We start from the raw sequence: 13,600 nt of genomic DNA on the forward strand, positions 1-13,600 counted from the left end.
GCTCCTCAGCGAGCCAGCAGAAAGTTGATCACGCGGTCGCTGAAGGCAGCGCCGGCTTGCACGTTGGACAGGTGCGCCGCATAGAACTCGGCGTATTCGGCGCGCTGCACATGGTGCTGGATAAAGTGGCTGCCAGCCGGCGGTGTCACCGCATCTTCAGTGCCGGCAATCACCAGGGTCGGCACCTTGATCAACGACAGTTGCTCACGAAAATCCGCGTCGCGCACGGCGCCGCAATTGGCGGCGTAGCCCTCGGGCGATGTGGCCGCGAGCATGTCGGTGATCTGCTTGGCCTGGTGCGGGTTGGCCGCAGCGAAATCCGCGGTAAACCAGCGCGCAATCGAAGCATCGCGTAGCGCCACCATCGCAGCGGCGCCGTCACGCAGGACCATTTCGATGCGCGGGTTCCAAACCTCAGGCGTGCCGATCTTGGCGGCGGTATTGCACACCACCAGACGCCGCAAACGCTCGCCGGCGTGGATGCCCAGCCATTGGCCGATCAAGCCGCCCATGGACAGGCCGCAAAAATGCGCACGCTGGATATCCAGCGCATCCAGCAACGCAAGCACGTCTCGCCCCAGTTGTTCGATGCTGTAGGGCCCCTCGGTCACCAGGGACTTGCCGTGACCGCGGGTATCGAAACGCAACACGCGAAAATGCTCGGTGAACGCCGGGATCTGCACGTCCCACATGTGCAGGTCGGTGCCCAGGGAGTTGGACAGTACCAGCACCGGTGCATCCACCGGCCCGTCCAATTGGTAATGCAGTTCGCCCTCGGCGAGTTGTACAAAAGCCACAGCGGTCTCCTCAGGCAGTCAAAGCAAAGTGTTCGGTCACGGCACGCGTGACCCAGGTCTGGGCCTGGCCCAGGTAATGAGCCGGGTCGAGCAGGCGGTCCAGTTCAGCCGCTGACAACTCGGCAGTCACCTGGGACTCATCCGCCAGCACGGCGCGCAAGTGACGTTGCTCGGCCACGGCGCGTTTGCAGCATTGCTCCAGCAGGTGGTGTGCGGTATCGCGGCCCAGGCGTTGGGCAAGCACGATGCTGACTGCTTCAGCCAACACCAGGCCCTGGGTCAGGTCGAGATTCTGCGCCATGCGCGCGGTATCGACCTCCAGCCCTTCACTCACCAGCAGCGCCTGTTGCAAGGCGCCGGACACCAGGCGGCAAATCTCTGGCAAGGTTTCCCATTCGGCGTGCCACAGGCCCAGGCTGCGTTCGTGCTCCTGGGGCATGGCGCTGAACATGGTCGCCACCAGGCCCGGCACGCGGGTGGCAGCGCTGATCAATACGGCGGCGCCTACGGGGTTGCGTTTGTGCGGCATGGTCGATGAACCGCCCTTGCCCGGGGCGGCGGGCTCAAACACCTCTGCCGCCTCGGTTTGCATCAACAGGCTGATGTCGCGCCCCAGTTTGCCGAGGCTGCCGGCGATCAGACCGAGCACGCTGGCAAATTCCACCAGGCGATCGCGCTGGGTGTGCCAGGGCTGCTCCGGCAAGCCCAGTTGCAATTCGGCGGCCAAGGCTTCGGCAACAGGCATGGCGTGTTCGCCGAGCGCAGCCAAGGTGCCGGACGCACCGCCAAATTGCAGCACCAACAGGCGCGGTTTCAATTCGGCAAGGCGCTGACGACTGCGTGTCACGGCGCCCAGCCAACCGGCGATTTTCATGCCCAGGGTGACCGGTGTCGCGTGCTGCAGCCAGGTGCGGCCAGCCAACGGCACGGCGGCGTGGCGCTGCGCCTGGGCAGCCAGCACGTCCCCCAGGCGCGCCAAATCCGCCTCGATCAGCACCAGCGCCTGACGCACTTGCAGCACCAGGCCGGTGTCCATCACATCTTGACTGGTCGCGCCCAGATGCACATAACGCTCGGCGTCGGCATCTTCGCTGGCGATCAACTTACCCAGCGCCTTCACCACTGGAATCGCGGAATTACCCGCCGTGGCAATGGCCGCGCCAAGCGCATCGACGTCATACAGCGAAGCCAGGCACGCCTGGGCAATCGGCGCGACGGCAGCCTGGGGAATCAACCCGACCCGAGCCTGGGCCCGGGCCAGCGCCGCCTCGAAATCCAGCATGCCCTGCAAGCGTCCCTGGTCACAGAACACTTCGGCCATGCTGGCGGCGGTGAAGTAAGCGTCGAACAGTTGATTGCTCGTGCGCAGCGTCATAACTCATCCCTTACAAATCGTGATGCAGGTACGCCGCCTGTTTAGGCAGGCGCAAGCTGAACAGGAAGGCCACCGCCATCATCGCAGTGACGTACCAATAGAAGGTGTTTTCCATGCCGATGGATTTCAGGCTCAGTGCGACCACTTCCGCCGAACCGCCAAACACCGCGTTAGCCACGGCATATGCCAGGCCCACACCCAAGGCACGCACCTGGGGCGGGAACATCTCGGCTTTGACCAGGCCGCTGATGGAGGTGTAGAAGCTGACAATCGCCAAGGCCAGGGTGATCAGTACAAACGCCAGGAACGGGCTGGTCACGGTTTTCAAGGTCAACAGGATCGGCACAGTGAACAAGGTGCCAAGGCCGGCGAACCAGAGCATGGAATTACGTCGCCCGATCTTGTCGGCCAACATGCCGAACAGCGGCTGCATGCACATGTACAGAAACAGCGCGCCGGTCATGATGTAGCTGGACGTCTTGGCGTGCATACCGACAGTGTTAACCAGGTACTTCTGCATGTAAGTGGTGAACGTGTAGAAAATCAGCGAACCGCCAGCGGTGTAGCCCAGCACAGTGATGAAGGCTTTGCCGTGGTCACGGAACAGCGCGACGATGCTGCCGGCGTCCTTGTCCTGACGCATTTCCTTGCTGGTTGTTTCTTTCAGGGTGCGACGCAGCAGCAGGGAGATCACCGCGGCGATGGCGCCGATTACAAACGGAATGCGCCAGCCCCAGGCACGCAGTTCTTCTTCGGTGAGGATCTGTTGCAGGATCACCACCACCAGCACCGCCAGCAACTGGCCGCCAATCAGGGTCACGTACTGGAACGAAGCGAAGAAACCGCGCTGGCCCTTGAGCGCAACTTCACTCATGTAGGTCGCCGTGGTGCCGTATTCGCCACCCACCGACAAGCCCTGGAACAGCCGCGCCACCAGCAGAAGCGCCGGGGCCCAGGCACCGATGTCGTTGTAGGTGGGAAGGAAGGCGATGACCAGGGAACCGGCGCACATCATCAGCACCGAGATCATCATCGAGTTCTTGCGCCCGTGCTTGTCGGCCACCCGGCCAAACAGCCAGCCGCCGATCGGCCGCATCAGGAACCCGGCGGCGAACACACCGGCGGTGTTGAGCAGTTGCACCGTGGGGTCGTCCGAGGGGAAAAACGCCGGGGCAAAATAGATTGCGCAGAAGGCGTAGACGTAGAAGTCGAACCATTCGACCAGGTTGCCGGAGGAAGCCCCGACAATCGCAAAAATCCGTTTGCGGCGTTCTTCTCCGGTGTAGTGACTCGTTGTTGTTGTCATGGTTTTTTACTCAGTGGGAACGGTTATAGCCTAGACATACTTTGCAACAACCATGTTCCGCAAGCAGACTTTTGGGTATGTAGTGACTGGGAGGGCCTCATCGGGAGCAAGTCGAATCGTCGCACCGCCCCCGATGAGGCCCTGCAGCCAACTCAGTAATCGAAGAACACCGTTTCCTTGTCTGTCCCCTGCAAAATCACATTCCACTGATACACACCCTGCGCATCCGGCTTGGCAATCAAGGTGCTACGACGCTCAGCCGGTACACACGCCAACAGCGGGTCATCGCCGTTGAGCGCCTCACCGTCAAAATAAATCCGCGTGAGCAAGTGCTTTACCAACCCCCGGGCAAACACCAGTACCACCAGATGCGGCGCCTGGGTCGTGCCTTTCAATCCCGGCACACTGCCTGGCTTGATGGTGGTAAAGCGGAACCGCCCTTCAGCATCCACCGGCACCCGGCCAAAACCTTCAAAGTGCGGATCGACCGCCTTGTCCTGTTCATCCTCAGGGTGGTCATATTTACCGGCAGCATTGGCCTGCCAGACTTCCAGCATGGCGTCGTTGACGACATCACCGTTGCCGTCCACTACCTGGCCGCTGATCGCCACGCGCTCGCCGAGTGTGGCGGCTACAGTCATGTCTTCGCGGTTCAGCCAGGTCAGGCCAATGTGGTAATACGGCCCGACGGTGTGGGACGTGGTCGCGTTGAGTGTCATCTCATTTCTCCATCGGCGTAGCGTCGCGGCCGCGCAGGACGATGTCCCAGCGGTAACCGAGGGCGTAGGAAGGGACGGTCTTTTCCAGGTCGAAGCGCGCGATCAGGCGTTCCTTGGCCCGCGTATCCGGCACGCAGTTGTAGATCGGGTCGTATTCGAGCAATGGGTCGCCAGGGAAATACATCTGCGTCACCAAGCGCGTCAGCACACTGGGGCCGAACAGCGAAAAATGGATATGCGCCGGGCGCCATGCATTGTGATGGTTGCCCCACGGGTAGGCGCCGGGCTTGATGGTTTGGAACTGGTACCAGCCATCGGCGTCGGTAACGGTACGCCCGGTGCCGGTGAAGTTCGGGTCCAGCGGCGCGTCGTGCAGGTCACGCTTGTGGTTGTAGCGCCCGGCGGCGTTGGCCTGCCAGATCTCCACGAGAATGCCCGGCACCGGCAGGCCATTCTCGTCCAGCACACGGCCATGAATGATGATGCGCTCGCCTTGGGGCTCGCCTTCATGCTGGGCGGTCAGGTCGTTGTCCTTGTCATTGATGCGCTCGGCGCCGATCGTCGGGCCGGTGATTTCCGACAAGGAATGGGGCAGGAACACCAACGGCTGGGACGGCGAACGCAGGTTCGTCGACTGATACGCCGGGTGCAGGTAATCAGGTTGAGTGCCCGCTTGCGGGCGCCGGTAACCAGGCTTGTCACTCATGGAGCCATCCTCTTTTATTAGACGCGTTCAATCGCCAGGGCCAGGCCTTGGCCGACGCCCACGCACATGGTCGCCAGGCCTTTGCTGCCGCCGGTTTTTTCCAACTGGTGCAGGGCCGTCAACACCAGCCGCGCACCGCTCATGCCCAGGGGATGACCCAGCGCAATGGCACCGCCGTTCGGGTTGACCTGAGGTGCATCGTCGGCAATACCCAGCTCGCGCAGCACCGCCAGACCCTGGCTGGCGAAGGCTTCGTTAAGCTCGATCACGTCGAAGTCGGTGACCGCCAACCCCAGGCGTTCCACCAGCTTGCGCACCGCCGGCACCGGGCCGATACCCATTACGCGCGGTGCGACACCGGCACTGGCCATGCCCAGCACCCGGGCGCGCGCGGTGAGGCCGTGTTTCTTGACGGCGTCGGCGGATGCCAGAATCAGCGCGGCGGCACCGTCATTGACCCCCGAGGCATTGCCGGCGGTGACGGTCTTGTCCGGGCCGTTGACCGGCTTGAGTTTGGCCAGGGCTTGCAGGCGGGTGTCACGCGGGTGTTCGTCGTGTTCCACCAGGGTTTCGCCTTTTTTATGGGCAACCCGTACCGGCACTATTTCCTCGGCGAAGAAACCGGCGGCTTGCGCAGCGGCGGTCCGCTGCTGGCTGCGCAAGGCGAAAGCATCCTGGTCGGCGCGGGAAACCTGGTAGTCGTCGGCGACGTTATCGGCGGTCTGCGGCATGGCATCCACGCCGTACTGGGCCTTCATCAACGGATTGATGAAACGCCAGCCGATGGTGGTGTCTTCCAGCTTCATGCTGCGCGAAAACGCCGCATCGGCCTTGCCCATCACGAACGGAGCACGGGACATCGACTCGACGCCGCCAGCAATCGCCAGCTCCATTTCGCCACTGGCAATAGCGCGAAAGGCCGTGCCGATGGCATCCATGCCCGAGGCGCACAAACGGTTGAGGGTCACGCCCGGAATGCTGTCCGGCAGCCCCGCCAGCAACAGTGCCATGCGCGCCACGTTACGATTGTCTTCGCCGGCCTGGTTGGCACAGCCCAAAAAGACTTCGTCCACCGCGTCCCAGTCCACCGACGGGTTGCGCTCGATCAGGGCCTTGATCGGCAGCGCCGCCAGGTCATCGGCACGCACCGTGGACAGCCCACCGCCGAAACGACCGATAGGTGTGCGAATGGCATCACAGATAAATACCTCGCGCATCAGGCTTCTCCCGGTGCTTGGCCATGGGCGGCGGCGGTGCGGGCTTCAAGCTCGCGCAGCGCGGTCAGTTCTGTCTCGGTCGGTTCTGCCGTGGTGCTGACCTGGTCGGCAAAGCGAATCGCCCAGCCGGTGGCAGCGACCACTTGCTCGCGGGTCACGCCGGGGTGCAGCGCGGTGACCACGAACTCATGGCTGCCCTCCTCCGGTTCCATGATGCACAGGTCGGTAATGATGCCGACGGGGCCGGCACCGGGCAGGCCAAGACGTTTGCGTGAGTCGCCACCTTCGCCGTGACCGACGGAGGTGATGAAGTCCAGTTTGTCGACAAACGAACGGGACGACTGTTTAAGGATGATCAGCACGCTCTTGGCGGAACCGGCGATCTCCGGCGCCCCACCGGCACCCGGCAAACGCACTTTGGGCTGGTGATAATCACCGACCACGGTGGTGTTGATATTGCCGAAACGGTCGACCTGGGCCGCACCGAGAAAGCCCACGTCAATGCGCCCGCCCTGCAGCCAATAGCGAAAGATCTCACCGGTGGGCACCACAGTGTCGGCGGTCTCGGCCAACTCGCCATCGCCGATTGACAGCGGCAACACGCTGGGCTTGGCGCCAATCGGGCCGGACTCGTAGATCAGCACTACATCGGGTGAGGACGTCAGCCGCGCCAGGTTGGCGGCCTTGGACGGCAGGCCGATACCGACGAAGCACACTGAACCGTTCTTCAAGCGGCGTGCAGCGGCTACGGTCATCATTTCATTGGTGGAGTAGGTCATTACTTGGCCTCCTGCGCGGTGGCCAGCTTGGCCTGGAACTCGCTGAAATCAGCAGTGCCGTGGATGAATTCATCAATCCAGGCGGTAAAGGTCCCACGGTCGCGAGCAATCGGGTCCCACGCCTGGTAGAAGCGGTTATCCCGCTCGTTGTAGCCATGAGCGTAGGAAGGATGTGCGCCACCCGGCACATGGCACACCGCGGTCAGTGCCCAGGTCGGCAACACGCAACTGTTCATCGGCGCATTGAGGTCATCGACGATTTCTTCCACGGTGACAATGCAACGCTGAGCCGCCAGGGCCGCTTCCTTCTGTACCCCGAGAATGCCCCAGAGCAACACGTTGCCCTTGCGATCGGCTTTCTGCGCGTGAATCACGGTGACATCCGGACGTACCGACGGCACCGCCGCCAGCACTTCGCCGGTGAATGGGCACGTGACGGTCTTGATCAGCGGGTTGACCTTGGGCAAGTCGGAACCAGCGTAGGCACGCAGCACCGCGAACGGCAGGCCCGAGGCACCGGCGACGTAGGCATTGGCCAAGTCGGCGTGGCTGTGTTCTTCGATCTCCAGCGGTTGCGGCCATTGCTTCTCCACCGCGTCGCGCAACCGATGCAGGGAGCCCACACCCGGGTTGCCGCCCCAGGAAAAAATCAACTTGCGCGCGCAGCCAGCACCGATCAATTGGTCGTAGATCAGGTCGGGCGTCATACGCACCAGCGTCAGGTCTTTCTTACCCTGACGAATGATTTCATGACCTGCGGCCGTTGGGATCAGGTGGGTAAAACCTTCGAGAGCGACGGTATCGCCGTCGTTCACAAAGCGCTTGACCGCATCACGCAGGGTGAGGATTTCAGCCATGGGGTTGGGCTCCCGGTGTTGATCGAAAAAGGCGCTGAGGTGGCGCCGAAGTGCTTGAAGATTAAGCCGGGGAAATGGGCCGAACAATCCGATAATCGACTCAGCGTTCGATTATCGAACAGATTGTTGTCTAGCTAATCGTCTAAGCGAACGCAATTCAAATGTGGGAAGGCTTGCTCCCGATAGCGGTGGATCAGCCAACAAATTTTTTGACTGACACCCCGCAATCGGGAGCAAGCCCCCTCCCACATTTGAGTCCCATCAAGGCTTAAGTGGCGTCGGCATGGCTGACCATGCCCTTGATCAACACGGCTGCAGTGGCGAGTGCCGCCGGAATCACCAGTGCCGTGAGCACCTGCTCGAAATTCCAGCCCAGGCCCAGCAAGGTGGCCCCCATCCACGCACCCAGGATCGCGCCGAAGCGGCCAATGCCAAGCATCCACGACACACCGGTGGCACGCCCCTGGGTAGGGTAAAAACGTGCGGCCAGAGACGGCATCGCTGACTGCGCACCGTTGACGCACATCCCGGCGATCAGCACTAACGTTGCCAATAAAGTGATATTGCCAAGGCTTTGCCCTACCGCGTAGGCAAACACCCCGGCCAGCAGGTAGAAAGTCCCGATCACTTTGTGCGGGTTGAACCGATCCATTGCCCAGCCCACGCCCACTGCGCTCAACACCCCGCCGAACTGGAACAACGCGCCGATAAATGCCGCCTGCTCCATGCTGGCGCCACTGTCGCGCATCAAGGTGGGCAGCCAACTGGTCAGCAGGTAAACAATCACCAGGCCCATGAAGTAAGTGAGCCACAGCAGCAAGGTGCCGGCGCTGTAGGTGCCCGAGAAAATCACCGCGAACACGTTGCGAGCCTTGACGGTTGCTTGCTCCGGCACGCTGAAGCTGCCGGCCTGGGCCACGATATTGGGCTCAATGGGTGCCAGGGCCTTGCGTACCTTGTCGGTACCGCGATTACGCACTACCAGGTAACGCGCCGACTCCGGCAGCCACACCAACAGCACCCCCGCGAGGATCAATGGCAGGATGCCGCCGATCAGCAACAAGCTGTGCCAGCCAAACGCCGGGATCAACTTGGCCGAGATAAACCCACCACCGGCCATGCCCAGGTTGAAACCGCAAAACATGCTGGTGACCAACAACGACTTATGACGCTCGGGGGTGTATTCGGAGAGCAAGGTCGTGGCATTGGGCATACCCGCGCCCAGACCCAGCCCGGTCAGAAAGCGCAGCACCAGCAACTGGTCGACATTGGTGCTGTAGGCCGAGGCCAGGCTGAACGCGCCAAATACCAGTACCGCGCCGACCAACACGACTTTGCGGCCAAAGCGGTCGGCCAGCGGGCCGGACCCGAGTGCGCCGAACACCATGCCGATCAACGCGGCGCTCATCACCGGGCCAAGGCTGGCGCGGTCGATGCCCCAGTCCTGGGACAGGGCCGGCGCAATAAAACCCATCGCCGCCGTATCGAGGCCGTCAAGAAAGACAATCAGGAAACACAGGATCACCACGCGCCACTGGTAGCGTGACAATGGCTGGGTGTTGATAAAGGACTGCACGTCCAGGGGGGTACCGACAGAAGGCTGATTCATTATTTTTATTCCACACCGATGGCGGGCCGATGACCTCAGGTCATCATTATTGTTAGGCGGCGCTTTGAAGCGCTGCCGCACATTAATAAGCCAGGGGAAACACCGTCAATCGAGCCGACCGGGATCTGTGCGGTCACCGAACAGCTTAGGCAAACAGTTGCGCGCTCAACTCACGGCTGGCGGTGAGCATACTCGGCAGAAAACGCTGTTCCAGCTCGCTGCGGCTGACGCGCCCGGCATGGGTGCTGACGTTCAGTGCGGCCAACACCTGGCCGGATGCGTCATACACCGGCACCGCGATGGAACGCAGGCCCTGCTCCAATTCCTGATCGACGATGCACCAGCCTTGCTGACGTACCTGTTGCAAGCATTCGAACAAGGCTTGGGGAGTCGTGAGCGTGCGGCTGGTCTTGGTTTGCAGGTCTGCGTGGTCGAGGTAATCCTGCAGCGAGGCATCATCCAGGGCCGCCAGGAGGATGCGCCCCATGGACGTGCAATAGGCCGGCAGCCGACCGCCGACGGAAAGGTCCACGGAAATCAGGCGCTGAGTCGTGGCCGAACGTGCGATGTAGAGAATATCGTCGCCTTCAAGGGTGGCCATGTTGCAGGCTTCATGGAGCTGCTCGCTCATGCGGTCCAGATAAGGTTGGGCCGAGACGGCCAACGGTGTGGACGACAAATAGGCATGACCGAGCGTCAGCACTTTAGGCAATAGCGAGTAGGTACGCCCATCCGTGGTGGCGTAGCCGAGTTTGATCAAGGTATGCAGGCAACGGCGCACAGCGGCGCGGGGGATTTCCGTGCGGTGGCTGATCTGGGCGATGGTCAGGTGACGCTTGCGCTCCTGGAACGCTTGCACCACGGCCAGGCCACGGGCCAGGGACGTCATGAAGTCCGGATCACCGGTGAACGCCTGGATGCGCTTGGCCGGTGAAGCCACGATCGGCGGCGCCACTGATGCGAAGGAGTTGCGCAATTGATCGTTCATTTCCAGGGTCCTGTCTCTTGTTCTTACCACGGGAGGGTTGGCCGCTATTACAAGCCGTGCCGATCGCGATGCACAAGCCAGCGCCAGCAACATTGGGCGATTATCGGACGATCATGCGATTATCGCAATTTGTCAGGCTAGGGCAGCCGCCGCCGCGGCCAAGTTTCAGATTTGCCTGATGACCTGGGAAGTGCGGAGATTTACGCTTTTATTTAGAACAGGTGGCGACAATATGATGACGCTGTTCACAAATAGTGATGCCCCTCCATAACACCCTCCCCTGCACCGTTGACGCTTTTTAACTTTATGATGATAGTGTTATTCAAATGCGCCGCTATAATGCAACCTGTGCAGAGGTCGGCCCGGTATCACTATCGGGATGGGAGCTCGCCAGGCGCTGGAGGACGTAAGCCGCGCTGGCCACAAGTAGCCGCTTAAAAGAACTGCCCTCAGGCCTGCTTTTCAACTTGAACGGTTTTCTACTGTTTTATTTGGAATCGCCCGAGGACGACTGTTGAAGCGCGACACTGCGCAATCAATAAACTTCACACAATTAGGTAATACTGTGACGAAAGATGAACTGCGCGCCGAACTTGAGCGCCAGGAGCAACGTTACAAGGACGTCTACGGCGGGGAGGTCACCACCTACGCCGCGCAACCTGAGCCGGAACGCAAGCCATGGCGCAAACGCGCCAGCCTGCTGGATCAGGCATTTGCCCAGGAAATCCAGAAGATCGAACAGGAACTCAAAACCGAAGAGCCATAAGCGCTTCGGTGCGAGTAGGCGGGGCCCTGCTGTCTCTGCCGGTCCACCACCGGCAGGGAGCCCCTCGCGTCAGCGCCCGTTGGTCAGTCACCTACAGCCGCGCACGAAATTTCATACAAATGTTTCAGGCATGACGTTTTCATGACAAATGCCGGCCTTTTGCGGCCTGCGCTTTATAAATCAAAGACTTGCCAAAGCCCCGAAAACCCTGGGATGCGTCCGTTTTGCCCGGGCTTGTGCGACGAAGATTGTTACCGATGAGCAGTCAATGCATCGATTACCGATGTTTTCTGGCATAATCGCGCCCCCTTACGACCGGGTCAGAAAACCTTCATGATCGATTTATTCAGCGGACTGGATGCTTGGGTTCTAGTGAGCCTGCTGCTCGCCCTGGCCTTTGTCCTCGCCTTCGAGTTCATCAATGGCTTTCATGACACCGCTAACGCGGTGGCCACAGTCATCTATACCAAAGCCATGCCGCCACACCTGGCCGTGTTCTTCTCCGGGGTCTTCAATTTCCTCGGCGTGTTGCTCGGTGGTGTCGGTGTCGCCTACGCCATCGTGCATTTGCTGCCGGTGGAGTTGCTGATCAATGTGAACACCGGCCATGGCCTGGCGATGGTCTTCTCGTTATTGGCGGCGGCGATCACCTGGAACCTGGGCACCTGGTACTTCGGTATTCCCGCCTCCAGCTCCCACACCCTGATCGGCTCGATCCTCGGTGTCGGCCTGGCCAACGCCCTGATCAACGACATCCCCCTGGCTGACGGTGTGAACTGGCAAAAGGCCGTGGATATCGGTGCGTCCCTGGTGTTCTCGCCGATGGCCGGCTTCCTGGTCGCAGCCCTGGTGCTGATCGGCCTGAAGTGGTGGCGCCCGCTGTCGAAGATGCACAAGACCCCGGACCAGCGCCGCAAGCTCGACGACAAGAAGCACCCGCCGTTCTGGAACCGCCTGGTATTGGTGATCTCGGCCATGGCCGTGAGCTTCGTGCACGGCTCCAACGATGGCCAGAAAGGCATCGGCCTGATCATGCTGGTGCTGATCGGTATCGTGCCGGCGCAGTTCGTATTGGACCTGGGCAGCACCACCTACCAGATCGAGCGTACCCGTGACGCAACCCTGCACCTGAACCAGTTCTACCAGCGCAACCACGAGACCCTCGGCGAGTTCCTGGCCCTGGGCAAAAGCGTGAAGGATGATCTGCCGGGCAAATTCCGCTGCAACCCGCAGCAGACCGAGCCGACGATCAACGCGCTGCTGGGCACCCTCAAGGGCGTCTCGGACTACCACTCGCTGACCGCAGATCATCGCATCGAAGTGCGTCGCTACCTGCTCTGCCTGGACGACACCGCGAAGAAAGTCGGCAAACTGCCTGGGCTGGATTCCCGTGAGAAATCCGACCTCGACAAGCTGCGCAAAGACCTGACCGCCACCACCGAGTACGCCCCGTTCTGGGTGATCCTCGCGGTTGCACTGGCCCTGGGCCTGGGCACCATGGTGGGTTGGAAGCGCGTGGTACTGACCATTGGCGAGAAGATCGGCAAGCAGGGCATGACCTATGCCCAAGGCATGTCGGCCCAGATCACCACTGCCACCATGATCGGCTTCGCCAATATTTTCGCCCTGCCGGTGTCCACCACCCACGTGCTGTCTTCGGGCGTCGCGGGCACCATGGTTGCTAACAAAAGCGGCCTGCAAGGCGGCACCGTCAAGACCATCCTGATGGCTTGGGTATTGACCCTGCCAGCCACCGTGGGCCTGTCGGCCGGGTTGTTCTGGTTGGCATCCAAGGCATTGGGCAACTGACTGATAGCCACTGGCAATAAAAAAGGTGCGATCCGCGAGGGTCGCACCTTTTTTTATATTCACTTTTAGAGAAAAACCGAGCAAAAAAAAAGGGCGACCGAAGTCGCCCAAAATGCCTTGCGTGCCCATGTAATCTGAAAAGACCTACGGTTTTTTACGCTTGTTAGCGTCTTTCCAGATAAAAAATCCAAACCCTACAAAAAACAGCACCATGAGGCTTACAGTCAGCACTCCGGCAAAAACCACATTATCGATAAACATGACCGGCCTCCTGCACTTGCCCTGTTGCGATAGGGCTAAGTTAATGGAGAAGGCGCAGTGGGAAATTGACCAGGATCAATGTCGCCCGCAACGGGGCGTAAAGAGGGGTAATAACTGATCTGCATCAATAGATGCAGACCCTTTCAACGCTTTTTCGGTTTGTTCTTCGACTTTTTCTTGGGTTTGCCCAAGGGCATGGCTTGTTCAAAGGCTTGACGCACTTCATTCAAGCGTTTGTCATTGAGGTCGTGCACGCGCTTGGCGCGTTCAGCATTCAGGTCGATCAGCTTGTCGTCATCACTCATGGCTTGGCTTACGTCGTGGCGGGAATGGCCCAATAATGCGGCCTGCCCCGCCCGACGGCAAATCAGCGGGCGACAAAATGCAGGTCATCGACCAAAATCGGCACTT

At 60.7% G+C, this 13,600-nt stretch carries 14 protein-coding genes; 2 read left to right on the top strand and 12 right to left on the bottom strand.

Annotated elements, in window-relative coordinates; translation table 11 throughout:
- Positions 1 to 5: 5 nt before the first annotated feature.
- The 10 genes from pcaD to pcaR form a co-directional block, all read right to left on the bottom strand.
- On the bottom strand, positions 6 to 797 hold the full coding sequence (gene pcaD / locus JH25_RS20025; RefSeq protein ID WP_032877319.1) for a 3-oxoadipate enol-lactonase: 792 nt from the start codon (positions 795 to 797) through the stop codon (positions 6 to 8).
- Positions 798 to 807: 10 nt separating this feature from the next.
- Positions 808 to 2,172: a 3-carboxy-cis,cis-muconate cycloisomerase gene (locus JH25_RS20020; RefSeq protein WP_032877320.1), complete on the bottom strand. Its 1,365-nt coding sequence runs from the start codon at positions 2,170 to 2,172 to the stop codon at positions 808 to 810.
- Between the two features lie 10 nt (positions 2,173 to 2,182).
- On the bottom strand, positions 2,183 to 3,478 hold the full coding sequence (locus JH25_RS20015; RefSeq protein ID WP_032877321.1) for an MFS family transporter: 1,296 nt from the start codon (positions 3,476 to 3,478) through the stop codon (positions 2,183 to 2,185).
- A gap of 152 nt (positions 3,479 to 3,630) precedes the next feature.
- A complete protein-coding gene (gene pcaG / locus JH25_RS20010) occupies positions 3,631 to 4,197 on the bottom strand; it encodes a protocatechuate 3,4-dioxygenase subunit alpha (protein WP_032877322.1) in 567 nt (188 codons plus the stop codon).
- Position 4,198: 1 nt separating this feature from the next.
- On the bottom strand, positions 4,199 to 4,903 hold the full coding sequence (pcaH, locus tag JH25_RS20005) for a protocatechuate 3,4-dioxygenase subunit beta (protein ID WP_005785874.1): 705 nt from the start codon (positions 4,901 to 4,903) through the stop codon (positions 4,199 to 4,201).
- A 17-nt stretch (positions 4,904 to 4,920) separates the two neighbouring features.
- Complete coding sequence (gene pcaF / locus JH25_RS20000) at positions 4,921 to 6,123, bottom strand: 3-oxoadipyl-CoA thiolase (RefSeq protein ID WP_177327420.1); 1,203 nt, start codon at positions 6,121 to 6,123, stop codon at positions 4,921 to 4,923.
- A complete protein-coding gene (locus JH25_RS19995; protein ID WP_005785870.1) occupies positions 6,120 to 6,899 on the bottom strand; it encodes a CoA-transferase subunit beta in 780 nt (259 codons plus the stop codon). The genes pcaF and JH25_RS19995 overlap by 4 nt, the downstream gene beginning before the upstream one ends.
- Positions 6,899 to 7,756: a CoA transferase subunit A gene (locus tag JH25_RS19990; protein ID WP_005785868.1), complete on the bottom strand. Its 858-nt coding sequence runs from the start codon at positions 7,754 to 7,756 to the stop codon at positions 6,899 to 6,901. The genes JH25_RS19995 and JH25_RS19990 overlap by 1 nt, the downstream gene beginning before the upstream one ends.
- A gap of 268 nt (positions 7,757 to 8,024) precedes the next feature.
- Entirely contained in the window at positions 8,025 to 9,365 is a 1,341-nt protein-coding gene (locus JH25_RS19985) for an MFS transporter (RefSeq protein ID WP_032877324.1), read from the bottom strand.
- A gap of 145 nt (positions 9,366 to 9,510) precedes the next feature.
- Positions 9,511 to 10,353 (bottom strand): pca regulon transcriptional regulator PcaR, encoded by an 843-nt coding sequence (pcaR, locus tag JH25_RS19980; protein ID WP_032877325.1) that lies wholly within the window; start codon positions 10,351 to 10,353, stop codon positions 9,511 to 9,513.
- A 565-nt stretch (positions 10,354 to 10,918) separates the two neighbouring features.
- Between pcaR and JH25_RS19975 the strand changes: the two genes are divergently transcribed.
- A complete protein-coding gene (locus tag JH25_RS19975) occupies positions 10,919 to 11,119 on the top strand; it encodes a hypothetical protein (protein WP_003189295.1) in 201 nt (66 codons plus the stop codon).
- Positions 11,120 to 11,452: 333 nt separating this feature from the next.
- Entirely contained in the window at positions 11,453 to 12,928 is a 1,476-nt protein-coding gene (locus tag JH25_RS19970; protein ID WP_003189291.1) for an inorganic phosphate transporter, read from the top strand.
- A gap of 144 nt (positions 12,929 to 13,072) precedes the next feature.
- Here JH25_RS19970 and ccoM read toward each other — a convergent pair whose 3' ends face one another.
- Entirely contained in the window at positions 13,073 to 13,189 is a 117-nt protein-coding gene (gene ccoM / locus JH25_RS29230; protein WP_017530457.1) for a cytochrome c oxidase subunit CcoM, read from the bottom strand.
- A 143-nt stretch (positions 13,190 to 13,332) separates the two neighbouring features.
- Positions 13,333 to 13,494, bottom strand: a complete 162-nt coding sequence (locus JH25_RS28595) for a hypothetical protein (protein ID WP_005785860.1) — start codon at positions 13,492 to 13,494, stop codon at positions 13,333 to 13,335.
- Positions 13,495 to 13,600 lie beyond the last annotated feature (106 nt).

Origin of the sequence: Pseudomonas sp. BRG-100, from assembly GCF_000737955.1 — a bacterium.
In the GTDB taxonomy this organism is placed as follows: domain Bacteria; phylum Pseudomonadota; class Gammaproteobacteria; order Pseudomonadales; family Pseudomonadaceae; genus Aquipseudomonas; species Aquipseudomonas synxantha_A.